Genomic DNA, 25,185 nt, shown 5'->3' with positions numbered 1-25,185 from the left:
GTTTCTTCTCTTCTTAATGAACTCTGCCCCGAAGGCGTGATGCGTATTCTACTCATCCTAACTCCCTTGTCAAATACTTTTTTCCTTTTTTTCTCAATTATTTGCTAAAAGAAATTTAAACACCTCAAAATTAAGGTAATTATACGTTTGTCAATTCTTTTTATCTAAATTAAAGGATAAACCAATAGCAATGATAAAAATAACTTCAAGTAAGGTTAATGCCTGTGGGAAGCTATAGTTTAGTGCTAATAGTTTACCAATGACCGGTTGTAACACAGGTGCACTAGCCATAAGCAACATATTAGTTGCAGCTAATGCAGTTGCTCTTAAATTTAATTCAGTATGATCTTTTACAATTGCAAAAACTTGAATATAAATAGAAGAGAAAAAGCCAATTAAAAACAGTAATGCAAAACCGGTAATAATAGATAAGTTGGGTATATAAATTAAGACACCAAATAATATTGTTGTTAGTAAAGCAAATAATGTGGTTGAAAATTGTCGATTCAATAAGCGCCCATTTAACCAACGATCAACAAACCAGGCATTAAAAGGTCCACCAATGGCAGTTCCAATAAATACCATCGACATCATGGAGCTTGCTGTAGGTAAAGATAAATTATGATATTGGGTGAGAAATGGAATTCCCCACAAGCCAACAACTACATTAATAACAGCAAACGTTGCAAAGCCATATAAGCCCGCGAACCAAACTTGCTTATTTTTAATTGTTTTTACTAAAGCAACTTTTAAAGAGATGGTGTGTTTTGCTTTAGTGTGATTTGCTTTACGATCACGAACAAACACATAAATTAAGAAATTCACAAGAAACATAGCGCTACCAGCAATATATAGCATCACACGCCAACCATAGTGAAGGATTACCCAGCCCATAATAATTTCAGCGAGTGCCACACCAATCATAGCTAATGTTTCAGCCAAGCCAACTAATAGAGCAAAGTATCTACTCGAGAACCACGATGATGTGGTATATAACATGCCAACAAAGCCAAAAGAACTCCCAAAACCCATAAGGATTCTTGCTATAATAGCTTGCCCATAAGTATGACTTAAACTAAGTCCAAACGTGCCTAAACAAAGCAAAATAGAGGCTGTTAAAAGGATTTTACGCGCTCCAAAGCGGTCGTAAGCGAGTCCTACGGGAATTTGCATACCAACATAGGCAATGAAAAATACAGAGGAAAGAAATCCTAACTGTGTAGTATTTAAGTGAAAGTCCCTCTGCCATGATGCAGCCATCAATCCTGAAGCAGCTTGTAGAAAAAATTGTGATAGAACAAAACTTACTGCTATACCCCAATTAATCCAAGGCATTAACCTTTTTTTATTAAATGTCATAAAGTTAAATTGATAAAAACGGCTTAGGGAACCATTATTATTAAAAGCGGCAAATTTAGCTCTATTTTTAATCATTGGCAATAAAATTAATAGATGTTAGTGCTTTTCTGGTTAATTTGCATCAATTTAACTCAATAAGACGAGCTCAAGACCTGATGCTATATACCTTTAGAAAAACAATTAAGGCTGATTAGATTATATTTAAATAGTCTTAATTACTATATTATTTTAATAATAAATACCTTTATGTATGCATGCTTAATGTTTTAAAGTTAAAAGAACTTATTCTGAAAAAATTAATTATTTACTGGTAATCCACCTTTTTCTTTGTTAATCTTCATGACTCGATCATGGTGGCTCTATGGGTCCCCTCGCGACGCTAGATTGTGAACCCCGTCAGGCCTGGAAGGGAGCAGCGGTAACAATCGATGCGGGCGCCGAGGTGTGGCTCTTAGAGCTGCCGCCCTAACTGATGAATACCTATGAGCTATCTTGCGTTAGCACGTAAATGGCGACCGCGTACCTTCTTGCAATTGGTTGGCCAAGATCATATTAATAAAGCGTTAATTAATTCGCTTAATCAACAGCGCTTACATCATGCTTATCTTTTTACAGGTACTCGTGGGGTCGGCAAAACTAGTATAGCTCGTCTTATAGCAAAAGCACTTAATTGTGAAAAAGGAGTGAGTGCTGATCCCTGCTTAAAGTGTGAAGCTTGTATAGCCGTTGAACAAGGACGCTTTCTTGATCTAATAGAAATTGATGCTGCCTCTAAAACCCGTGTTGAAGATACACGTGAGTTACTTGAAAATGTTCAATATGCACCTACCATAGGGCGTTATAAGATATATCTTATTGATGAAGTTCATATGTTGTCTCAGCATAGCTTTAATGCGTTGCTTAAAACATTAGAAGAGCCACCAGAGCATGTTAAATTTTTACTAGCAACGACTGATCCACAAAAATTACCTATTACTGTTCTTTCCCGCTGCTTACAATTTAATCTTAAACATCTTTCACCAGAAACGATTGTTAACCAGCTTAAAGTAATTATGGAAGCAGAAAATCATACTTATGAAGAAGAAGCACTTTACCTCTTAGCAAAGTCAGCACAGGGAAGTATGCGAGATGCTTTAAGCTTACTTGATCAAGCTCTAGCAAGTTCTGCTTCTACATTAACTGCTGAAGAAGTTAGAAGTATTTTAGGCTATACTCAACAAGATTACGCATTACAAATTTTACAAGCCTTAACAAAATTAGATGCTTGTCAATTGATTCAAATTAGCCGACAAATAGGTAAAGAAGGTGGCCAGTTCAGTTTTGTTCTCGATGAACTTCTATCTTATTTACATAATATAACGCTTATTCAACATTTACCCGCGAATAATCCCTCAAGTAATTATTCACCTGAACTTAAAGCGCTAGCAGAGCAATTTAACCCAGAAGATATTCAACTTTTCTATCAAATTGGTATTAAAAGTACAGAAGAAATTCATCTAGCACCTACCTTAACTATTGGCTTTGAAATGGCTATTTTACGTATGTGTACTTTTAAACCTGTAGATACCATACCTATACCAACATTAGCTCACGAACTGAGCTATAACAATAAGCAAGATATATCTTCTCCTACAATTAATAAACAAGTATCTGAAGAAGATAATAGGTTAGACCCCATTTCAAAAGAAGATATACCATTTAGTACTAAACCTATAGAAACACCTAAAAAAGTAGTGGCTTCTGACAACACTACTAAACCTGCAGAAATGCCTATAAAGGCAATACCTTCTGATGTAACCGAAGATTGGAGTACAATACTGCAGAAAATTCAATTAACAGGTTTAGCACAAACAGCGACTGAAAATGCTGAAATGGTTGGTAAATCTGCAGGTGAGGTTAAATTACGTGTCAATAAGGGACACCGTTCTCTTTTTACCCCAAATATTATTCAACGTATTGAGCAAGCATTATCGACATATTACCGGCAAACGATTAAACTTAGCTTTGATTTTAGCGAAGTGCAAGCGTCACCAGCGCTTCAAAAAAGCGCAGCTTATACCCAAAGTCTACAAGAAGCAGAGTTAAGTTTAGAACAAGATCCCTTTTTAAAGAGCTTAAAGCAAGAATTTTCAGCAGAATTGGTCAAAAATTCTATTGAACCACGTTAAGATCAATTATAATTATTAAATAACCATAACTGTGAGGTTTTTTACATGGATATGAATCAAAATTTAGCGAATTTAATGAAAGAAGCACAAAAAATGCAACAACGCATGCAAGAAGCTCAAGAGCAACTTACTAAACTACAAGTACGTGGTGAAGCTGGTAGCGGCATGGTCGTTGTGGAAATGAATGGGCGTCATGATGTGCTTAAAGTAACTATTAAACCTTCTTTAGCGGAAGAAGACATAGAGTTAATTGAAGATTTAGTTGCTGCAGCAGTTAATGATGCTGTTCGTAAAGTTGAAAAAGCATCTAAAGAAAAAATTAGTCAACTTACAGCTGGGCTAAACATTCCTACTGATTTTATGCAGGATGATAAGGAATAATTGGTAGAATGGATGCATTAAATCAGCTCATTACTGCTTTGCGCTGCTTACCCGGTATAGGCCCTCGCTCTGCCCAGCGGATGGCCTATCATTTATTACAACGCCAACGCCAACGCCAGCGAGGCTTACATCTTGCTGCTTGTTTGCAATATGCTATGGAAGCAATTAAACATTGCCAGCGTTGTAATAATTATACAGAAGATGAGTTATGTCTTTTATGTCAGGATAAGGAGCGTGATTTATCTGTTCTTTGTATTGTTGAAAATCCGGCAGATGTCTTAGCAATTGAGCAAAGCGATGCATATAGAGGCGGTTATTTTGTATTGATGGGAAAAATATCCCCTTTAGATGGGATTGGCCCAGATGAAATTGGCTTACCACGTTTAGAAAATTTGATTTTGTCTGAAGGAATTAAAGAAGTTATCTTAGCTTTAAGCCCTTCTATTGAAGGTCAAACAACAACTCATTTTATTTCTGAGCTGCTACGTCCCCATTCTATAAAAGTAAGTCAACTAGCGCATGGAATTCCTTCTGGCGGCGAACTAGAATTCATGGATGGAATAACTATTAGTAGTGCCCTTCGAAATCGTGCTGAATTAAATGATTAGACTTCTTTCTTATCGAATCATCACTGTCATGCTATCTTTGCTATTTGTAGCAAATATCACTTTTGCTGCAACTACTAAAAACTTATGGAGTATTTGGCAGGTTTTTAACCCCTTATCAACAGCAACAATTGCACATAATGATTGGCAGACTTTTCTTAATAAAAGAGTCATGACTAATGAAGAAGGGATTAATTTAGTAGACTATCCACATATAACAGATACAGATTTAAATTTACTTAAGCATTACATTAGTGAATTAAGCCATATTGATATCAGTACTTATAATCGCAATGAACAGCTGGCTTATTGGCTTAATCTCTATAATGCACTTATTGTCCAAACAGTTGCAAGCTATTATCCGGTAACTAGTATTGAGGAAATTAATATTTCGCCTGGCTTGTTTAGTATAGGACCCTGGGGAGCAAAATTAATAACTGTTAACAATATACCTTTATCACTCGATGATATTCAAAATCGCATCATACGTCCTATATGGAATGATCCTCGAATTTTATACGCACTGAATAATGGCTCAATTGGCGCAGCAAATTTAAGCAAAAATGCCTATGAAGGTTCATTAATAGATAATCAACTTAATCTAGCCGCCTCTAATTATATTAATTCATTACGTGGTGTGCAGGTTATTGAAGGCGCATTAATTGTATCTAAAATCTATGAATGGTTTGCAGAAGATTTTGGTGGCACTACCCAAGATATACTTAAACATTTAAAGCAGTTTGCTAAAGAGCCTTTATGTAATCAGCTAAAACACATTAATAGCATTGATGGTTACGTTTATAACTGGCATTTAAACACCACAATCACAAATACTCGTGAATAAACCATTTCAATTTAAAAAGCATGTAAGTAATTTTTTTGTTTATAATCTGGTTTTTATTTTTCTACAATTTCTTTTCATTTTTAAAAAGAGCAGTAGTTTTACTCAAGCAGTTATCTACCCTCTTGAAGTTTATATAGAATTATTAGCGGTTATATTTATTCAATTACTTCTTTATATCTTTTTATCATTTCTTCAAACAAGCTTATTGTGGGGCGTTGCGCGATTTGCCTCTAGGAAAAAAATAATTGAAAACTGGGAAATCGTTATTTATACGCTAACCCTTACTGCTTTAATTACCCTTAATTGTTATTTTTTCCCTTTAAGCAAATTTAGTCGTATCTTTTTACCAGAATTTTCAACTATTTTTTTAAATACCTTAATGGTTGGTAGCTTAATTAGTCTTACTATTCTTAGTCTTATCGCTTTAGTTCAGTTTCTCTATAAATATCCTTGGTGGGGAACTCTATTAGCAATCATTGTTTTCTTGCTTGGCATTTCCCAAGTTTCACGAAATAAAACGAATTTAACTCACATAGAACCTAACCTTATTATTATTGGTATAGACTCATTAAATCCAGCTCAAGTTAATAGGCAATCTACGCCAAATTTATATAAATTTTTGCATGAAAGTGTGTATTTTTCTAAAACGATAAGTCCACTAGGTCGTACTTATGCAGCCTGGACTACTATACTAACTGGCCTGTATCCTTTGCATCATCATGCCCGCGAGAACTTATATCCTATCGATGGTATTAAGTATATGGCTAGCTTTGCCTGGAATTTAAAGCAAGCAGGGTATCAAACTCTATTTGCTACCGATGATAGACGATTTAATAATTTAGGAAAAGAGTTTGGCTTTGACAAAATTATTGGCCCCCGTATTGGCGTTAATGAAACCCTAATAGGTTCATTTTATGATATGCCTTTAAGCAATTTATTAATTAACTTTCGTTTAACTAAATGGTTGTTTCCCTATAACTATGCAAATCGCGCTGGTCACTTTTCTTATTATCCTAGAACCTTTAGCTTAGAGCTAGAGCACATTTTAGCTACTAAAAATAATAGTAAGCCAATGTTTTTAGCTGTTCATTTTACGCTACCACATTGGCCATATGCTTGGGCAATTTCGTCACCCAAGATTGTGCAAGATGAGTTTGATATTAATCATCGTGAAGTTTTATATAAAGCAGCTGTAAGCCAAGTTGATCAACAAGTAGGAAGATTACTTAAATTTCTTGCGCAAAATGGGGCTTTAACTAATAGTTTTATCATTTTATTAAGTGATCATGGTGAAGTTTTATATAACCAGGGCTCGCGGGAAACAGACCCACAACGGTATCAGGGCCAAAATGCCAGTCAATTTATTCATTATATTAATAAAAAAACGGATACAGAGTTACAGAAAAGTTCTGGACATGGAACTGATTTATTAAGTCCAGGGCAACATCTATGTATACTGGGGTTTAAAATTTTTGCGAATAATAAGTTAATCACTATTCCTAAAATAATTCCTATACAAGTAGCATTGATTGATATTGCGCCTACTATTGCTAAGTTCTTTAATCTTAATTTAAAGGAAAAAGCAGATGGTATTTCTTTATTAGATACTATTTTAGGTAAGACACTGCCCCCGCCCCACCGAGCTATTATGCTAGAAAGCGGTATGCTACCTAATCTAGCTCCCACACCAGATAAAATAATTAAGTATGTACGCGAGCTTTATCAAGTTAATCCAATGACAACTTATTTAGAAATTCGTAAAGATAAATTTGCTACTATAAATGCCATGAAACAGTATGGAATCATTAAAGATGATTGGCTTTTGGCCCTATATCCAAATGATAATTACTATATACCTGTTATTTTACAGTTAAAAACTGGTTATTGGACAGATGATTTAAATAGTAATTTTGCTAAGCGATCTCCTGCCGCAGTAATGCTAAATGAATTGCGGCAATTTTATCAAATGGATTTAAGTCGTTATCCTTATGTAGCTCATTAATAAAAAAATTTGCTAACTAAAGCAGTAATGTTAAAAAACCACATAGATTGCCAAAAAAATTACCAAACCTCCCTCATGCTATAATTAATTATATAACCTCAGATGGAATGGGGGGCATTATGTATAAATTTAATAGCCAAAATGGATTAATTACTGTTTACGAAACAGCCGCACGTGACCTCACAGTAATACAAGGAAATTCAAGCGTAGTCTATCCATTTTATAAATCTTCAGGTAAAAATAGTGGTATAGAAGGGATTTGGGCACCGTGGATGGGGTATTTTAAAAAACATCCTGAGCATGATAATCAAGTATATATGACAAAACCCGGTGTTTCTAGTTTATCGCCGGCTGTAACCGAAGTGATTAAAAGAAATTGCACAGAAAAGGAAGCAGCAAGCCTTATAGCCCGTATGGGTAATGACGAAGCATTGGCAATCTCATGTTCTATGGGCGGGGGCATATGGGCAGAGCGCCCTGCATTTCGTGCAGAACTGCAAAGTGTGGATTGTCTAAAACCTTATCTGCAAGCAATCGAAATTGGTAATACTAAGAAAGTTCCACTTGTTATAGGTGCAGAAGAAGAAAGGCAATTAGTTGATTTCAAAGGGAAAAGATATAAAGGCAAGGTATTAGGAAACCAAGCTATAATGGCAAAAACGATGGAAGAAATCACCGCACATGAATCAGCTCGCTTTTGTTTATCAAGAACATCAACTTATTTAGTGCAAGATAATAGATCATTTCCTAAAACAGAGCAGCTTGCCCGAATAAATACTCGCTCTAGAGAAGCTTACAAAATAGTCAGTGTCTTAGAAAGTGGTGATCCTGCTGCCAGAATCAGAGTAGATTATTATCATAAGCTTGGTCTATTTGAAAAAGAAAAGAGTATGAGCGACAAGGAAAAAGGAAAATCGCAAGACATTGCTGCACCTAGCAATAAATTCCAAGGATAATTATTAGACTTCTTCGGAAACTCTACTATAGCGGCTCATTGCTTTGTCGATACAGTGCTTGAATCCTTATGTACTCATGTGTACATTCCAGTTCTGAGCCTCGTGTCTTCTCGCACTGCACTCTCTGTAGCGAGTTTCCAAAGAAGTCTATTTACTTACCAATTAATAAAACTAGTAACCTTAAAATAAATAACATGAGTTTGACATAAAAGAGATAAAATCTCCTTGTGTCGCTTAACGAACGTTATCCCGTGAAATGCGAAGCATTTATACAGGATCCAGATTAAATATAACTAAAGAGGCCATTAATTTTCTAATATTGCAAATAGTTCTTCCAAAGCTTCTGAGCTTGCTAATGGTTGTTCACAATAAATCTCAAGTATACGTTGTAGCGCCTGTAAATTACGTCTTCCTGGAGTTAATATTTTATTGTCAATATTGTGTTCATAGGCGGCTGTAACAATATGCCTATTCTTAAGTTCTTCTCGTAGGGTATCCATCACTATATATATGATTGTATAAACGTTAAATACAGCTTCCTTTTCAAAAGTAGATAAAGGCCTAGATAAAAGATTGTGTCCTTTATAAGATGCAAGCAATGTACGCATTAAATAATTAGTATCTTTATTAGAAAAATAACCATACAAATCTAAACATTCTGTAGTAGTCAACTGATGATAGAATAAATTTAATTGTTTCAGAAATAGATTTTTTCCTTCTATATTCGTTTTATTACTAGTAACTTTTGCATAAAAACTCATTATTGAATCAATAAGACTAACTGGATTAAACCAAAATTTATAAGCACGAAATATCTCTCCCAACTGACTTTCAGAGGTATCCATACGTAAGTTTGCGTAATTTAATCGCCAGGATTTAAGTGCTTTTACAATTAAGTCTCGGTCTTTATTATTCACATCTATATTAATACCAGGCGGAATTTCATCACCATGAAATAAATAATCATATTCAGCTTGCAAACCACGTTGTTTTAATAATTGACTAGAAAAAAATTGCAGCAGCTCAATCAAATTATATAAAAATTTTAACCTGGCCTTTATAGAAATTAATTTTTCTGGGTGAATAGCCTCTGTATATAAATAACCAGGATTAATTTTAAAAAAGAAAATACTGTTATTTAAAGCAATAAATTCTTGCTTCATTAATTTTTGATCAAGTATCAATAACTCATCTTTAGTCAAGTTAGCTAGCTGATTTTGGAAACTTATAATGTCTCCTCTTATCTCATTAGCAAATTCAACTAAAGCTAACAACCAATCTTCCGTCGCAGTGGCCTGAATTAATTTTTTTAAATAAATACTTTTAGGTAGATAAGTATCGTTTCCAATTTCTAAGTGTTCTATTAATAATGACTTTAAATTCTTATAAAAAAAGAGTAATTCATTAATAAGGACAGCTTCTTCTTGTAAAGATAAAATTCCTTCAAATAATTTCTGCCTTAATTGCTGAATCCTTAAATAACAATTCAGAGGCTCATTTTCGTAAGTATAAGATGGCGGCGTTACTTCAATTGCTGTATTCGCTTTGAAAATTGCTAATAATTCTGTGTATAGCTTAATTAATGCGATACAGAACTCTAAAGCTGATTGCTTTTGCACAGGTGTATTTTGCCAGTCCTGCATAATTTCTTTTTGAAAGCGGATTTCTGTTTGTTTAATATCATATTTAAGAGAGGCTTTAGCCTGATAAACTTCATCAAACAACCAAGAGAATAATGCTTGTTTATCATTTTTCATCCTTTATCCTCCAAGCATTTATTATGGAAGTCGGACTAGCTATGCAATTTAATAACTACCTAAAATGAGCATACTCTAAGATGATAATAAAGTAACTACAGTCATCTGCGACTAAGTGCTTCTATTACTTTGTAATCATTTACCTAATTATAGTCGTTAATCATACTTTAAATTTGATATATTCCTGTTTATAATCAATATATAAGCAAGGAGATTAATTAATGACCAAACCTTCACCTCAACCTTTTAAAAATTTTTTAACCTCTTTAGTAGCGAAAAAAAAATTATCCATTGAACTATTAACAGAAATTTTAGGTAAAAAAACAGCTAATCGTATCCTTGACAATGCTGATAATGAAATAGGCGCGCCCGTTTTAGGAACGGGTAATATTCCTGTTTTACAGGGGCAGTTACATGAGACATTGGGAGCTATTCCCGATCTGAAAGCACAAATTGCTGAAGATGAAGAAGAAAAAATAACAATGCAAAGAAACTTAAATTTTAAATAAGCAAGATTTTTATTTATTACCTTTAAAACGTATTTATTTGCAAAGATCATTTATTTTAGTATAATTTTTACACTAAAATTGCAATTTTTTACCAAATGTTTGTAGCAAAAGTTATTTAATGGTAATTTAGCTCAAAAATTCTTTTGATAAGCAAAAAATTATAGCGTTTTCCACTAAATTTCAGACAAGAGACAAGAGAGTGAGGCAAAAGATTGTATACAGGAGTACAAGACTGAGCTGAGCGCACTTGTAACGCAGTATGAAGCTTAGTGGAGAACGCTATACTACAATAAAAATGTATTTTTAGTTTATTTTGATTAATGGAGAGGTTCATGTTATTGCATCGAAAATACATCATAATTATTGACGATGCCCCAAAAGATATTCAAGTTGAAGAATATTTTCATAAATATGATTATCAGATTTTGCACTATAATAGTGTGCCCGACTTAAATACTATTATGGAGAAACCTGCTGCTTTTTTAATCCATAGTAGTATGTTAGCGGAAATAAAATTATCAACTATTAATGATTTCTATCAATGGGCTGTTCCTCTTATTGTTTTAAATGATGAAAAAGATGAAACATTGTGTGTTCAAATGCTTGAAGAAGGTGCTGACGATTTCTTAATTAAACCTATACTTGCTCGTGAGCTTCATGCAAGAATTGGCGCAATTAACAGACGTGTACAGCGCTCCCTAACAGAAGATGATCAAGAAAGGGAGGTTTTAGCCTTTGAGAATTGGCGACTATATCCTGCTTCTCGACAGGTTTTTGGCACCAATCACCAGGAGCTACAATTAAGCGCCGGCGAATATGACTTGTTATTAGCTTTTGTTCGGCAACCACAACAAATCCTAGGCAGAGAATTTCTCTTGCAAGTGACTAAAAGTAGTGACTTAAATCCTTTTGATCGACGGATTGATGTGCAGATAAGTCGGTTAAGACAAAAGATTGAAACAGATACAAAAAAACCCGCATTAATTAAGACCATTCGTAATGGTGGATATCTTTTTACAGCACAGGTTTTCACAATGAAAGAAGGACCAAATTCTTATTTCAAAGGTGAGTAAAAATATGACCCTTAATAAAAAAAAGTGGCTAATCATTTTTATCCTCTTAATAGCAATTACAATGGTAATATCTATTTATTCTTACAAGAAAAAGGCAGCTAGTAATTCAGATCAGCCAAAACTCGTAGAAGTAAATCTTTTAGGAAAAGCAGAAATAGAAGAAACTGTACACCTTTTAGGTACTATTAATCCTAAGCATGCTACCCTCTTAATTGCCAAAAATCATGGCACTTTAGATGTACTTATTCCTACTGGCCAGAAAGTACGTAAAGGCGATTTAATTGCTCAAATTAATAATCCAGATATTGAAAATAATTTAGAGCTTACTCAAGGCTCGGTAACTATCGCTAAAAATCAATATGAGCGGCTTCTTGGCCTCTTAAAAACAGGATACGTGAGCTCTAAAGAAGTAGAAGAGAAAAAACAAACTTGGCTAGATGCACAAAAAGAATTATCTAAAGCAAAAATTGAGTTAGATACCTTACGTTTTTATGCACCATTTGATGGTATTGTTGGTGCTTATAAAAAGAAAGAAGGGACCCAAGTTAATACAGGTGATTCGATACTAACTATTTATGATCCCTCTACTCTAGTCGTAGATTTTGATATTCCATGTACAAATATATCTGCTTTTTATGAAGGGCAATTGGTGCGTATCTTTAACATGCCTTATAAGCTTTCACATTTACAAAAAATGATTGATGAAGATAGCCATATGTGCCCAGCTGATGTCACTATTTCGTGTAAAGATTGCCTAATTGGAGCAAGTGCCGAAGTTGAGTTAGTGCTTAAAGAGAAGAAAGATATTATTGTTATTCCTGAACAGGCCATTTTTTTACGTAATAGCAAACCTCATGTTTATATTGTCAAAGATAATGTCATCGAATTAGTTCCAGTAACAACGGGTATTAAAAATAAATCGCAAATTGAAGTCATGTCGGGTTTAAAATTTGGACAACAACTTGTTATTAAAGGGCTAGAACGATTATATCCAGGCTTGAAAGTTGCCATTTACCATGCTTGAGTAAGAATGAAAATAACCGATTATTTTATTAAACATCCTGTCACTACAATCATTTTTAATTGTTTAATTATTGTAGTCGGATTACTTTGCTTTCAGAATCTACCTGTTAGAGAATATCCTAATATTAGTTTTCCCACTATTACAGTAACAGCTACTTATCCTAATGCTAGTCCTAATTTAGTAGAGAATACCGTTACTAATATATTAGAAGACAGACTCGCCGGAATTGAGGGCTTAGAGACGATCACTTCCGAATCTAATGCTGGCTATGCCTATATTACACTAACTTTTCGTAATACTATCCCTATGGATAAAGCCTATAACAGTACCCAAGATGCTGTAAATTTGGCTAAAGCCTTGCTACCTTCTGAAGTTAAAACACCGCTAGTTGAAAGAAAAGTGAAAGCAAATGGTTTACCCTTTATTGGTATAGCACTTGATTCGACTTCCTTAGACTTTGGTCAACTTACTCATTTTGCGCACTTACGTTTAAAAAACGTATTCCGTAGTATTCCTGGTGTAGCTGCCGTTGAAGTATGGGGTCAACCTTATACTTATGAAGTAACGCTTGATCCTAAAAAACTATTTTTATTTGGTATTAATGTTGATGAAGTGCTTAACGCACTTAACAATAGTCAAGTCTCTCTACCCGCCGGAAATTTTCAAAATAGAGTGCCTAGCACCTTAAGTTCTGAATTAAAAACAATTAAAGATTATGAAAATTTATTAATCAAACCTCATAAACAACATCCTGTTTTGTTGAAATCAATTGCTAATGTAAAATTAGCAACTGATACGCATAAAATGCGTGTTCGTGTTAACGGACACAGTGGTTTAGTCCTTTCACTTACACGCGCAAATGACGCAAATCCTCTTGAAGTATCACGTCTAGTGCGCCAAGAATTAAAAGCTTTGCAAGCCAATTTACCTGCTGGCATGGAAGCCAAAATAATAATTGATCAATCGGATTTTATTAAAGCATCTTTACATAATATTAAATCGTCTATTGGTGAAGCGATTATTCTTGTTTTAATGATTGTTTTTCTTTTTTTACGTAATTTACGTGCAACAATTATTCCTTTAATTACTATTCCAATCTCCTTATTAGGCTCATTAATTTTCCTAAAGTTAGTTGGTTTTTCGATTAATTTGATGACCCTTTTAGCTATGGTATTAGCAATTGGTTTAGTTGTTGATGATGCCATTATTGCCTTAGAAAATATTTGGCGGCATATCGAAAATAAGCTAAGCCCACTAGAGGCTGCCTTAAAAGGTGCTAAAGAAATAGGTTTCGCTATTATTGCTATGACGTTTACATTAGCAAGTGTGTATATGCCTATTGCCTTTATTGATGGCTTGTTAGGCCAACTTTTTATAGAATTTGCCGTCGCTTTAGCGGGAAGTGTTGTTGTCTCGGGTATTGTTGCTCTTACCTTAACGCCATTAATGTGTGCAAAATTAATTAATAAAAATAATCAACCTTATTTACCCCAAATTGATATCTTTCTATCCCGCCTAAGTGAAAAATACACGAATCAATTAAGCTGGGTGTTACAGCGAAAATATCTTTCTTTTTTAGCTGCTTTTTTATTTATCAGTCTCTCGATTATATTTTATAATTTACTACCCAGTGAAACTGCCCCACGCGAAGATAGAGGACTAATAGGCGTCTATATTCCTCCAGTAGCAGGCGAAGCAATTGATGATTTAGACAAAAAAATTTCTAATATAGAAAACAAAACAAACTCACTTCCAGAAGCTAATAATAAACTTACCTTTATTGGTGACTGGGGAGCAAATGTTGTCATTCCCTTAAAGCCTCATGATGAACGGCATCGTTCTGCTGAACAAATTACAAGCGAATTAAAACCCAAATTTTCCCAATTTCCTTCTATTGATCCGTCGGTATGGAGCTGGGATACAGGCTTACCTGGTAATGATAATGCTGGCAGTGCTTCTGAGCTTACTTTAGTTATTTCAACAACAGATAGCTATCGCCAATTATTTAATCATTTAGAAAAATTAAAAAAATATTTAGATAGCAACAAAGATTTTGAATCTTCCTATTATGATTTACGACTTGATTCGCCAGGCTATCAAATTGATGTTGATAATAATGCTATTGCTAAGCTTGGCCTGTCTGCCGCACAAATTGCGAAAACAATTGAAGTTTTTTTTAGTGGCGATCAGTCAATTAAATTTCAAAAAGATAGTATTAGTTATAATCTCACTGTACAAGGGTCACAGTCACCATGGGCTTTAGACGAGCTCTACCTTACAACCTCTACAGGTAAGCGTATCTCTTTAGGCGCTATTACCAAAATGACCACTAAAGCACAACCTGCAACACTTGAACACTTTAAACAAATGCGCTCAACTACCTTGCATGTTAGTTTGCGACCAAGTCAATCTATTTCACAATCGATGACTAAACTTTGGGATATAGCTAAACATGAGCTGCCAGCGCAGTATAAATTAACTTGGACAGGTATAGCTAAAACCTATACAGAAACATCACACACAATGCTTTACTTATTACTACTAGCTTTAGTATTTATTTATGCAATTTTAGCAATTCAATTTGAGAATTTTATAGATCCTCTCATTATTTTATTTACAGTGCCTTTAGCTAGTTCGGGTGCCTTATTTTTTGCTTGGTTATTTGGGCAATCTCTTAATATCTATTCGCAAGTAGGATTAATAACGCTCATTGGTTTAATTAGTAAGCATGGTATCTTAATTGTTGAATTTGCTAATCAATTGTGTTTGCAAGGATTTGGTTTAACCGAGGCCATTCAAAAAGCATGTAAGCTGCGTTTTAGACCTATTTTAATGACCACAGGTGCGATGACCTTTGGCACTATTCCTTTAATCTTATCTCATGCTGCAGGCGCTGAATCACGACATGCGATTGGCATTATTTTAATTGGCGGCCTGTTATTCGGCACTTTTTTCACTTTATTTGTGCTACCAGGAATTTATTATTTTGTTAAGTTAAAAATAACTACTACACAAGCAAAAAATTTAAATCTTTTAGTTAAAGCTAATTCATAGTTCTCAATTATTTCTTTATCATCAGATTTAGTAACTTTTCGCTAGGTTTTAAGTAATAAAAGTATTTCTATAAACTTTACAAAGTGCTTTTTATTACTTGCAATAATAATATTTGGAAAAACATCCGAGATTTAGGATTTATCTTTAAATAGGTTTAAAGTTTCGGGCTTGAGACGACGAAAGAGTCATTTTGCTCTTTCCCATTTTTATAATGTGGAATACCTGCAAGGATACTATCTATTACCTGGGCAGAAGCTTCATTCGGAGATAAAATCATAATTCGGCCATGAAACTCACCACTCATATTTTTCCATCGGTCAATAAATATATCTTTTGGAATATGTTCAAATTCAAGAGCGCCTACAAGAGCCGTGCCAGGTTCGGCCAAAATAATATATTCTTCATTTGGGCTCGTTTCAATACCAATAACTACCTCATAATGACCACAACCACCCTTGTCTTGCATATTTAAAATAACAGGAATACCGAGTTTGAGAATTTGACGCATTTTGTCCCATAATAAGCATTTATGAGCGTTTAATATATCGTAATTGTGCTCTTTATCACTCAAACCATTATCATCAAATACAGTAATGCCCATTTGCATTAATCCAGTACGAATATCAGGGATATCCGAACCTTCTGCTTCTGTTGTACTTATCTGTTGTGCAAGTATCATTTCAGGAGCTTGTTTGATTGTCTGCCATACCTTTTGATTTGCTACAGGTGAGTTACAAAAATTTTGTGTTTGCATGGCAGAAAAATAATCTGCTACCATTTTTACCGTTGCCGGCCCGCAGGTGAAATCACTTTGCTGCTGCGCTTCTTGGCTAAAGAAATTTTTTAACACTATTTCCGCTGTGGTTTGTCCGTGTATAGTACCTATATTATTTTGATAAAAGAAAGTAGGAAGCTTTAACCTCGACATTAATAAACTCTTTTTAGATCCCTTTTCTCCAATAAGTGAATCATCTCTAAATGGTTTTAAAAAAATATCTTGATTACTATTTTGATAGGCTATAACACCTTTTAACATGGCAAGACGGGCTTTATCGTGTTTAGAAAGATATTGTTTATCCTGATCATCTATAACAATTTCAAAAGCTAATCGTTCATGGAATTGTTTAAAATGACGATTTTGAAAAGAGTGAATCAATCTGGTGGTAGCATCAGTATATTGCTTCCCTCCAAAAGAACAATTTTCAAATAAAATCTTACTTCTTGAAACAAAAAATATAGGTGTTTTTTCTATCTCTGAACAGATAGCTTGAAAATTTGGAGGTTGACTAAACCCTTCAATAATAATCTGATTATAGACATAATCGGATATATTACTTTTTGCAATTGTAGTATGTATGAGTTTTCTCATTTCCTGACAATATTGTTCATAAGTAAAATCTTCAGGCATTTTTGATTCATCTGATTTTTCATACTCTCTTGTATCGCCTAATTCAGCTTGAATAATCTTATAAGGGCTTTGAATAATAATGATTTTTTCATCTTCAGAAGTTTGAATATGTTTTCCAGGTGGCTCACAAAATATAATTTTAAGTTTCATATTTAATATAAAAAAAATTATTTCCTTAATTATAGTAAATGTGTTTAAAAATTAAATATTTTGTTTTCAGGTAAATCAATCTTACGGTTTTCACGACCAGCATGTGTCAGATCAGAGGCCCGACCTACTATACTTGTTAATAGATCTTTATTTCTATCCTATTATGGGATTTATAGTCTTTTATTAATAATTAGTTAACTTAACTTTGAGCTAAAATAATTAATTTAAAAATTATAGAGTACAAATAGAGGCCGACTGTTTTATAAACTAACCTTAAATGGATTAGATAAATGAAAATAATAGACGCGCATGTTCATTTTTATGATACACAAGTGAATCAACATGATTTTCTGAATTCACCAGATCCTACTTTTACAGAAATTGTCGGAGATTATTCAAAACTACCAAAAAGCTATTTACCACAAAACTATTTCCAAGATACTTCTTCTTACAACATAGAGGGTGTTGTTTGGCATGAGTATCTATCAACAGATCCTCTAAAAGAAGCACAGTGGGCAAACTCATTAGTCAATACAGAAAAATTTAAGCAAGCTATGGTCGTATTAGTAGACTTTTTGGATCTAAATCTAGAATCTAAGTTAGATTTTTATCAAAGCCTTCCGTATGTAGTAGCTGTACGTGAACATTTAGGTTGGGATAATAATAATTCACTTAGACGATTTTCAAAAAGGTCCGATCTGTTGACAGATCCAAAATGGAATAACAATCTTAATTTGCTAAGAAATTATTCGTTTAAGTGTGGCCTTGAAGTTTTTGCTCATCAATTGTCAGATTTAAATAAGGTAATCACACATTATCCTAATCTTGAATTTACAATTGCAGTGATGGGATGGCCTTTAAATATCGCGCCAGTAGGATTTCAACAGTGGAAGAAAGAATTAATCTCTATAGCAAAAAACGCTAATGTTTGTTTTGAAATATCGGCTATAGAGTGCATTTTTGGTATGAATTGGAAGGTTGAACAGATAAAACCTTGGATTTTAACTGCGATTGAAATTTTTGGAATAAATCGCTGCATGTTTGGTAGTCATATGCCCATTGCTAAGCTTTCTCGTAGTTTCGAACAACTTTACACTGCGTATGAAGATATCCTAGTTAATTTTACAATTCATGAAAAAAATGAAATTTTTTATAATGTGGCAGCAAAATGGTTTAAATTCTAAATTTTTGCAATTAATTTAAGCCATCATTAACTCTTGAACCTGAAAATGCTTTTTATTTTTCAGTAAGTATTTTTAGAATCCGCATAAATTGTACTCAATCCGTAGCTGTAAGATAGAGAAGAACCCACCATCATTCTGATCTACTAAAAAAGCAAGTTTTGGAACTAACTAAATGCTTATAGCTTTATTAAGTTAATTCATGTGTTTTTGGGCAAAAGCATTGAATTAGCTGTAATCAACTAATTTAGTTATCTTAAAATCTTTAAATGTAAAAATTAAAACTCCAGCTAGAACTAACTCCTGACCAGCTTTTAATTCAGAAGATAAATCCTGTTTTAAAATGGCACAATAATCAATTTCAACGGCGACCTGTTCGTCATTTTCAATCATATTACGAATATTTTGCGTTCTTTTTGCAAAAAGGTTTGCTGACTGTATAGCCAAATGATGAAATTCTTCTTTTGTCTGACAATAAGCTGTTTGTTTTCCTCCTGAATAATTAATAAAAATAATTTTCTCATCTACATAGCTCAACATGCCATCAATATCGAATTGATTATAAGCTGTTATGTAGCACTTAGTTAGTTTTTGCGCTTTTGACATAGCAGTAAAAAACTCATCTTATAATTGGATAAGTAACGTATACTTAATTATAAATTTAAGCAAGCTTAGATCAGGCCTTGGCCCGACTTTCTATCTAGTACTGACACGTCGGGCCGGAGGCCCGACCTACACGCTGGCTATCTAAAATTTAATTTAAAAATAGTTACATTTAGTCTTAAATAGATGTTTCTTGAAAGTGGATTAATTCATTTTGGGTCTTGCGTCTGATAACGCTCTGGTTGGGCCATCGCCGTACAAATAGGAGTTAAACAAAACTAAGGTGCTTTCAGTTAAAGCAAGTGCCATTCCAGCCATTCCCAAAACCTTCAATAAAGGACCGGCTTCGCCAGAATTGGTATAGGTTTCAAATGCCTCAATTGCCAACAATATAAATCCAGCTGTAAATTGCACTCCTCCTACTATTTGGCCCATATAAGTATAAGCTGAATCATCACCTTTATTTCTAAAATACCGGTTACCAAAAAATCCAAAAGCACCGATAACCATACCTCCAATACCAGTGACTATATTTCCTTTACCCAAAGGTTCACTTGCTTTGCTTAAAGCATAAAGCACGGCAGGTCCTCTAGTAGCAATTTGAGTATTTAGTTTCCTTGCATTTTCATAAACATCGGGACTTATCTTACTTGAATCAACTTGATTAACATCCAACTTTTCTTGCTCCATTGTCTCTTGTGGCATTACTTGCTCCTTGTTGACTTTTAGAAAGTATACAATAGTATTATTTTTGCAACAGCGTATTGAATCCGTCATTCCAAAATTTTAAATAAGTCTAATTCTAAAATTTATGAGACTTAATAATGTTAATTGATAAAACGCTTACTCTTTTGGTAAATACTCCTATGAATTAATCTTGGATATTCCTACAGCGAGTAATAGCCAGCCAATGATAAAGCAGGTTCCACCAAATGGAGTAATTATTCCAATTGCTTTTACTTGCATCACGCTCATTAAATACAAGCTACCTGAGAAGAGCAAGATACCAATAAAAAATAACCATCCGGATACTCGTAGAGTTTTTGTATCAAATTGCAAAAGAATCATCCCAACAAACAACAAGGAAAGACTATGGATAAATTGATATAAAATACCTGTTTGGAAAATCTGCATCTGGTAGTCGCTAAATTGTATTTTCAAGGTATGAGCTGCAAAAGCACCTAAAATTGTGGCAGTCATCGCTGAAAATGCACCTATTAACATAAAAATTTTAAATATTCTCAATTGAGAAGTAGTATGAAGCACTTGCTATCCTTGAAAAATTTTAAATGTAAAATATCAACTGATTAATATCTAAAGATCAAGCGCTATGTAAAGCTTTATTACAATAATTTATTGCATCATAACGCACTATTTTACTACTTAGCTTTGGCTGACGTAATTGATTTATAAGTGTTTCATTGTGGCGGAAACTATCTACCCATTTTCTAACCTTTTTTATACGCCATATATGTTTATAAATTTTCTCACTCTTTAGCTCTTTTATAACAATAAACTTAGGCAACTTAAAAGGAAGTGATTCTTCATTAACAACAAGTATTGCTAGTAGCCAACGTAGTGACAGAAATGAAGGATAAAAATCACCACTGCGATGACTGATGTTTTTTAAAATAGCTCCTTTTTTATTTTTAAATTTGATATTTCCAGCGGTCAAGCAACATGCAATCTCTAAAGGATCTCCAGTCATTTGAAAATGTTTCGGTGCTCTATTATAAGGACGAGTTTCATAAGAGAACCACAACTTACCTGTTCTATCTACTAAAAATCGAAAAACATCATCTTCCTCCTGCGCTAATAGTTCTTTTAAAGTAGATAAAGACTTTATAGAAAAAGAATCAGCCTCACGATTAACAGCTATCTTTCCTGCATAAAAAATAGTTTCTGGGTCTGGTGGACTTGAGAAAAACGTTTGAGCTAATCGAGCACGTCTTAAAAATGTCATTATGTATTTCATTAAAGTAATAGAGCTATAAACGCATAAATCTTAACACAAATAAAAATAACAAAGTTAAAAAATTCGGAGTAAAAAATATTAATACCCTGAATTTTATTAATAGTCTTTTTTCCTACGATTACTTCAACTACATTCAAATTTCAATAGAAATGGATAGCTATATGTATCAAAAACGATACACGGCTGCAACATTGCCCATTTGTGCTTGGAGAGTTTTGCCCCATTTACCAGTATTAGTTGTTGCCATATAACGATATGCTGCATTGATTGCAAACTTTTCTGTAAAACTATAACTCAACCCTCCCATGCCTTGATAAGCAAAAGAGTTTACGTTTGTGTTGAAATGAGGTAGTGCATAGCGGCTTGTGCTGTTTAATGTAGCATGCATAAAGGCATAACCAATACCTACCCCAAGAAAGGGATTAATTGAATTTAACATTTCAGGAAAATCATAATAAAGATTTGTCATCAAGACATTTGCTTTAGTACCGCCATCAATATTCAATTCTTTTTTATGATCTACGCTATAGCGATCATTATCCGCATTTAGGTAAGTATATTGAAATTCATAACGAAGAGGATTGCATTGATATCCAATGCTACCACCAACATCATAGCCATTAAGATAATGCACATCAGAGAACAAGTATCCATAATAGTGAGTTTTTATATTAGAAGGTAAGTAAGTGTAGCCGCCAAAGGCGCTAACATACCAGCTATCAACTACAGTTGAGGCAGAGGTGGCTCCAGTAATAAATAAAGCAGTAGTAAATAGCGCAATTTTTTTCATAACATTCCTTTGTTATTTATTTATAAGATCACGTTATCAATTTGTATTAATTTGCAATCAATAAATTTCAGTTCGAAATTATTGGTCCATAAGTAAATTTCGTTCCTCAATTTTCATAGCTTAGTTTTCTAATTAAAAAATTACGATTCATGCTCATTAAATATCGTAACCTTTTTTGCACTGTCCAGTTAAATTTTAATTAAAATTATCTTTATCAAAACCATAGTAAACATAATAAATCAAAATTAACAATAAAAAAATAAAAGCGCTATTCCTTTTGAAGTTCCTAAGTGTGATACGGTTAACAAAACTATACACAGTTTAAAGAGTAGAGACTCAGTCTCTACCCAAACCTTCATTAATCCTAACAACCAACTATAATCAACTTGTTCCGGTAACTCTTCTAGAAACCAGTCTTTGTCAAATATAAAATAACTATTTCGTAAGAAAGTAAATTAACAGATGATACGCCCAAACAGTTAAATATAGTCCTTACTTTCTTTTTGAATTAATCTTTCTCATTCGGACCGTTTTAATCATGTTATCACTAACTTTTAAAATCTCTATTTGATAGGTTTCTATTTGCAAACAGCAATCAGCCGGTGGAATATAACCTAAATATTCGATAATAAGTCCACTTAATGTGCGTGGGCCAAGCGCAGGTAGTTGCCAACCTAGTAAACGCTTTAATTGTCTAAGTGTAATACTTGCATCAACGATAACTGTGCCATCATCTTGGTCAATAATGTCTTTACCAAGGGTGGCGATATCGGTTGTAAATTCACCTACTACTTCTTCAAGTATGTCTTCTAAGGTAACTAATCCTTGTAAGTCGCCATATTCATCAACGACAAAAGAACTGCGTTTTTTTACCTTTTGAAAATTAAGTATCTGGGTACTTAGAGGCGTCTCTTCGGGAATAAAATATGGTACATCAGCAATTTTCACTAATGTCTCTTTATCTAAGCGCTCTTCCAAACTTAAATTAAGAATACTTCGTACATGAACAATTCCAATGAGCTGATCAATACTTTCTTTATAAAGGGGTAAACGAGTATGTTGCGCTGTTTCAAGCTGATCAAGTATTTCATGCCAAGATTTATTTAAATCAATACCTACAATATCTGCTTTGGGAATCATAATATCTTCTACAGTCGCTTTTTCTAAATCAAGCAAACCAATCAGCATACTTTTATGCTCTAGCGGCAATAAACCTTCGGCTTCATTAACAACAGAGCGTAATTCATCCGCCGTTAAAGCCTCACGTTGTGCCTGATCTAGAGAAAAACCAAATAACTTTAACATACTATTTGTAATCCAACTGACAACATGCACTAAAGGTGACATCAGTTTTTGCAAGTTTACTAGTAAAAAAGATGCAGCAAATGCGACCTGTTGGGGGTATAAAGCAGCAAGTGTTTTAGGGAGCATCTCTGAAATGACTAAAATAATTAACGTTAGTAAGATAGTAGCAATGGCAACACCTACATTGCCATATAACTGTTGTCCAATAAGGGTTGCTACCATGGAAGCAACAATGTTCGCTAAGGTGCTACCAATTAAAATAACACCAAGTAATTTTTCAGGACGTGATAATAACTTACTTACGCGGATTGCTTGCTTGTTCTTGCTTTTAGCTAGGTGACGCAGGCGATAACGATTTAAAGACATCATCCCTATTTCAGAGCCTGAAAAAAAAGCAGAAACACCAATTAAAATAATTAAAATCAAAAATAATATAATTAAGGAGAGATCCACTAACTTCCTTTAGATTAAATTTAATAATTGCATATTAGCTGGAGACCTTAGTCTAAGCCAGATTATTATCTAATTTTTTACTATTAATTATCTTATATATCACATTCTATAAAAATATTTGAAGTAAGTATGTAACTATTGTTTACACGCAATCGTTGCAGACACATTCTAGCGTGCTACAATTATTCTTTTTCGCCTGGATAACATCATGTTTGAAAATTTAACCGAGCGACTGACGCGTACTTTTAAATCACTTAGTGGCCAAAGTCGTTTTACTGATGAAAATACTCAACAAGCGTTACGTGAAATACGTTTATCATTACTTGAAGCTGACGTTGCTTTACCGGTTGTAAAACAATTTATTGAACAAGTAAAAGAGAAAGTACTTGGCCAAGAAGTTGATCTAAATTTAAAGCCTGAGCAAGCGCTGGTTAAAATAGTTAATGATGAGCTAATCCATTTCTTAGGCGATGAACGCGTTGATCTTAATTTTAAAACCCAACCACCAGCTGTATTTCTTATGGCCGGCTTACAAGGTTCCGGTAAAACGACTAGTGCCGCTAAATTAGCCAAATATTTAAAAGAGCAAGCCGATAAAAAAGTGATGCTAGTAAGTCTAGACGTTTATCGTCCAGCAGCCATTGAGCAATTACAATTGTTAGCAAATCAACTTGATGTACCTTTTCATCCTGCCGCTACCCATGAAAACCCGGTAGATATTGCTAAACAGGCTTTAGATAGCGCCAGAAAGCAATATATGGATGTGCTTATTGTAGATACAGCAGGCCGACTACATATTGATGCTGATATGATGAATGAAATTAAATCTATTCATCAAGCAGTTACACCGATTGAAACCTTGTTTGTCGTTGATAGCATGACTGGACAAGATGCAGCAACTACAGCCAAAGCATTTCATGAGGCCCTATCGCTAACAGGCGTCATTCTGACAAAAACAGATGGTGATGCACGTGGCGGCGCTGCCTTATCTGTCAAATCAATTACCGGCCAACCTATTAAATTCTTAGGTAGCGGTGAGAAAATAGATGCTTTGGAACCTTTTCATCCTGACCGTATTGCCTCTCGTATTCTTGGCATGGGTGATATTTTAACTTTAATTGAAGAAGTTGAGCGGAAAGCTGATAAAAAGACAAGCGAAAAATTAGCTAAAAAAATCAAAAAAGGAAAAGGATTTGACTTAGAAGATTTTAGAGAGCAGCTCTTACAAATGAATAATATGGGCGGTATAGCTGGTATGATGAGTAAATTACCAGGTATTGGGCAGCTCCCGCAACAAGCAATTAGCCAAGTAAATGATAAGGCAATGAAGCAGACAATTGCGATTATTAATTCTATGACACCTAAAGAACGCCGCATACCAAAAATTATTGTAGGTTCAAGGAAAAAAAGAATTGCCCTAGGTTCAGGTACCCAAATTCAAGACGTTAATCGGCTCTTAAAGCAATATGAACAAATGCAAAAAATGATGAAAAAGTTTACTAAGCCTGGCGGCATTAAACAAATGATGCGTGGAATAAAGGGGTTCCCAGGCTTAAAAGGGATGCTACCGGATGAATTTAAATAATTA

General features: G+C 34.0%; 21 protein-coding genes and 1 other RNA gene. 13 read left to right on the top strand and 9 right to left on the bottom strand.

Translation table 11 applies throughout. The annotated features are described in order from the left end of the window. Nucleotides 1–150: 150 nt before the first annotated feature. On the bottom strand, nucleotides 151–1,434 hold the full coding sequence (locus E1P04_RS14495) for an MFS transporter (protein WP_131783617.1): 1,284 nt from the start codon (nucleotides 1,432–1,434) through the stop codon (nucleotides 151–153). 285 nt (nucleotides 1,435–1,719) lie between these two features. Between E1P04_RS14495 and ffs the strand changes: the two genes are divergently transcribed. The 7 genes from ffs to E1P04_RS14460 all read left to right on the top strand — a co-directional run bounded on the left by ffs (nucleotide 1,720) and on the right by E1P04_RS14460 (nucleotide 8,315). Further along, nucleotides 1,720–1,816: signal recognition particle sRNA small type (ffs, locus tag E1P04_RS14490), an RNA gene on the top strand. Nucleotides 1,817–1,841: 25 nt separating this feature from the next. Continuing rightward, on the top strand, nucleotides 1,842–3,527 hold the full coding sequence (gene dnaX, locus E1P04_RS14485; RefSeq protein WP_131783616.1) for a DNA polymerase III subunit gamma/tau: 1,686 nt from the start codon (nucleotides 1,842–1,844) through the stop codon (nucleotides 3,525–3,527). A 45-nt stretch (nucleotides 3,528–3,572) separates the two neighbouring features. Further along, nucleotides 3,573–3,908, top strand: coding sequence for a YbaB/EbfC family nucleoid-associated protein (locus tag E1P04_RS14480; protein ID WP_131783615.1), 336 nt, complete (start codon nucleotides 3,573–3,575; stop codon nucleotides 3,906–3,908). An 8-nt stretch (nucleotides 3,909–3,916) separates the two neighbouring features. Then, nucleotides 3,917–4,516, top strand: coding sequence for a recombination mediator RecR (gene recR / locus E1P04_RS14475; protein WP_131783614.1), 600 nt, complete (start codon nucleotides 3,917–3,919; stop codon nucleotides 4,514–4,516). Then, entirely contained in the window at nucleotides 4,509–5,357 is an 849-nt protein-coding gene (locus E1P04_RS14470; protein ID WP_131783613.1) for a DUF547 domain-containing protein, read from the top strand. The genes recR and E1P04_RS14470 overlap by 8 nt, the downstream gene beginning before the upstream one ends. Beyond that, complete coding sequence (locus E1P04_RS14465) at nucleotides 5,350–7,359, top strand: sulfatase-like hydrolase/transferase (protein ID WP_131783612.1); 2,010 nt, start codon at nucleotides 5,350–5,352, stop codon at nucleotides 7,357–7,359. Before E1P04_RS14470 ends, E1P04_RS14465 begins: the two co-directional genes overlap by 8 nt. Before the next feature lie 119 nt (nucleotides 7,360–7,478). Beyond that, nucleotides 7,479–8,315, top strand: coding sequence for a hypothetical protein (locus E1P04_RS14460; protein WP_131783611.1), 837 nt, complete (start codon nucleotides 7,479–7,481; stop codon nucleotides 8,313–8,315). A gap of 305 nt (nucleotides 8,316–8,620) precedes the next feature. Here E1P04_RS14460 and E1P04_RS14455 read toward each other — a convergent pair whose 3' ends face one another. Then, nucleotides 8,621–10,072: a hypothetical protein gene (locus tag E1P04_RS14455; RefSeq protein ID WP_131783610.1), complete on the bottom strand. Its 1,452-nt coding sequence runs from the start codon at nucleotides 10,070–10,072 to the stop codon at nucleotides 8,621–8,623. A gap of 221 nt (nucleotides 10,073–10,293) precedes the next feature. On the opposite strand from E1P04_RS14455, the gene E1P04_RS14450 reads away from it, so the two are divergent. From E1P04_RS14450 to E1P04_RS14435, 4 genes are all read left to right on the top strand, one after another. Next, nucleotides 10,294–10,581, top strand: a complete 288-nt coding sequence (locus E1P04_RS14450; RefSeq protein WP_131783609.1) for a hypothetical protein — start codon at nucleotides 10,294–10,296, stop codon at nucleotides 10,579–10,581. A gap of 332 nt (nucleotides 10,582–10,913) precedes the next feature. Continuing rightward, entirely contained in the window at nucleotides 10,914–11,654 is a 741-nt protein-coding gene (locus E1P04_RS14445; protein ID WP_131783608.1) for a winged helix-turn-helix domain-containing protein, read from the top strand. A 4-nt stretch (nucleotides 11,655–11,658) separates the two neighbouring features. Beyond that, entirely contained in the window at nucleotides 11,659–12,678 is a 1,020-nt protein-coding gene (locus E1P04_RS14440) for an efflux RND transporter periplasmic adaptor subunit (protein ID WP_131783607.1), read from the top strand. 6 nt (nucleotides 12,679–12,684) lie between these two features. Beyond that, nucleotides 12,685–15,732 carry an efflux RND transporter permease subunit gene (locus E1P04_RS14435; RefSeq protein ID WP_131783606.1) on the top strand — a complete coding sequence of 1,016 codons (3,048 nt, stop codon included), beginning with the start codon at nucleotides 12,685–12,687 and terminating at the stop codon, nucleotides 15,730–15,732. A 154-nt stretch (nucleotides 15,733–15,886) separates the two neighbouring features. On the opposite strand, the gene E1P04_RS14430 is transcribed toward E1P04_RS14435, so the two are convergent. Beyond that, complete coding sequence (locus tag E1P04_RS14430; RefSeq protein ID WP_131783605.1) at nucleotides 15,887–17,290, bottom strand: papain-like cysteine protease family protein; 1,404 nt, start codon at nucleotides 17,288–17,290, stop codon at nucleotides 15,887–15,889. 290 nt (nucleotides 17,291–17,580) lie between these two features. On the opposite strand from E1P04_RS14430, the gene E1P04_RS14425 reads away from it, so the two are divergent. Continuing rightward, the gene (locus E1P04_RS14425) at nucleotides 17,581–18,474 is read left to right on the top strand and encodes an amidohydrolase family protein (protein ID WP_131783604.1); all 894 of its coding nucleotides are present in this window, start codon (nucleotides 17,581–17,583) and stop codon (nucleotides 18,472–18,474) included. Nucleotides 18,475–18,699: 225 nt separating this feature from the next. On the opposite strand, the gene E1P04_RS14420 is transcribed toward E1P04_RS14425, so the two are convergent. From E1P04_RS14420 to E1P04_RS14395, 6 genes are all read right to left on the bottom strand, one after another. Further along, nucleotides 18,700–19,077, bottom strand: a complete 378-nt coding sequence (locus E1P04_RS14420) for a nuclear transport factor 2 family protein (protein ID WP_131783603.1) — start codon at nucleotides 19,075–19,077, stop codon at nucleotides 18,700–18,702. A gap of 201 nt (nucleotides 19,078–19,278) precedes the next feature. Then, on the bottom strand, nucleotides 19,279–19,779 hold the full coding sequence (locus tag E1P04_RS14415) for a hypothetical protein (protein ID WP_242604476.1): 501 nt from the start codon (nucleotides 19,777–19,779) through the stop codon (nucleotides 19,279–19,281). A 159-nt stretch (nucleotides 19,780–19,938) separates the two neighbouring features. Continuing rightward, nucleotides 19,939–20,340 carry a DUF423 domain-containing protein gene (locus E1P04_RS14410; protein ID WP_131783602.1) on the bottom strand — a complete coding sequence of 134 codons (402 nt, stop codon included), beginning with the start codon at nucleotides 20,338–20,340 and terminating at the stop codon, nucleotides 19,939–19,941. 55 nt (nucleotides 20,341–20,395) lie between these two features. Next, the gene (locus E1P04_RS14405) at nucleotides 20,396–21,037 is read right to left on the bottom strand and encodes a hypothetical protein (protein WP_242604475.1); all 642 of its coding nucleotides are present in this window, start codon (nucleotides 21,035–21,037) and stop codon (nucleotides 20,396–20,398) included. Nucleotides 21,038–21,215: 178 nt separating this feature from the next. Further along, on the bottom strand, nucleotides 21,216–21,839 hold the full coding sequence (locus E1P04_RS14400) for an outer membrane protein (protein WP_131783600.1): 624 nt from the start codon (nucleotides 21,837–21,839) through the stop codon (nucleotides 21,216–21,218). Nucleotides 21,840–22,331: 492 nt separating this feature from the next. Next, nucleotides 22,332–23,597 (bottom strand): HlyC/CorC family transporter, encoded by a 1,266-nt coding sequence (locus tag E1P04_RS14395; protein WP_131783599.1) that lies wholly within the window; start codon nucleotides 23,595–23,597, stop codon nucleotides 22,332–22,334. A 208-nt stretch (nucleotides 23,598–23,805) separates the two neighbouring features. Between E1P04_RS14395 and ffh the strand changes: the two genes are divergently transcribed. Continuing rightward, nucleotides 23,806–25,182, top strand: coding sequence for a signal recognition particle protein (gene ffh / locus E1P04_RS14390; RefSeq protein ID WP_131783598.1), 1,377 nt, complete (start codon nucleotides 23,806–23,808; stop codon nucleotides 25,180–25,182). Nucleotides 25,183–25,185 lie beyond the last annotated feature (3 nt).

The organism is Legionella gresilensis, assembly GCF_900639865.1.
In the GTDB taxonomy this organism is placed as follows: Bacteria; Pseudomonadota; Gammaproteobacteria; order Legionellales; family Legionellaceae; genus Legionella_C; species Legionella_C gresilensis.
The sequence above is the reverse complement of the archived record's forward strand: the minus strand, read 5'-3'. Positions and strand labels throughout refer to the sequence as shown.